The sequence below is a fragment of the Terriglobus sp. ADX1 genome (genome assembly GCF_036877645.1).
Classification (GTDB): Bacteria; Acidobacteriota; Terriglobia; order Terriglobales; family Acidobacteriaceae; genus Terriglobus.
On the sequence record NZ_JAEDXV010000098.1, the window covers coordinates 1 to 254 of the forward strand.

General features: G+C 51.2%; 1 protein-coding gene. It reads left to right on the forward strand.

Annotation, left to right across the window (positions count from 1 at the left end):
• The first annotated feature begins 11 nt into the window (after positions 1-11).
• Positions 12-146 carry a fasciclin domain-containing protein gene (locus JAO32_RS19805; protein ID WP_334243615.1) on the forward strand — a complete coding sequence of 45 codons (135 nt, stop codon included), beginning with the start codon at positions 12-14 and terminating at the stop codon, positions 144-146.
• Positions 147-254 lie beyond the last annotated feature (108 nt).

The window sequence follows — 254 nt, forward strand, 5'->3', positions numbered from 1 at the left end:
GCGGAGGCAAGCTGTGGGTAATGGCGCATGACGGAAAGATCATGTTGAAAGATGAGAAGGGCGGCATGGCGACCGTCACCATTGCAGATGTGTACCAATCGAACGGTGTCATTCATGTGATTGACACCGTCCTGATGCCAAACTAGTCCCCCTCTGCTCTCAGGGAAGCGATGCAGTGAAAACACTGCATCGCGCTGGACTCCCATGAAAAACATCTCCGCAGTTTTCAGTCGAGTTTCCAATGCAACGAAAAT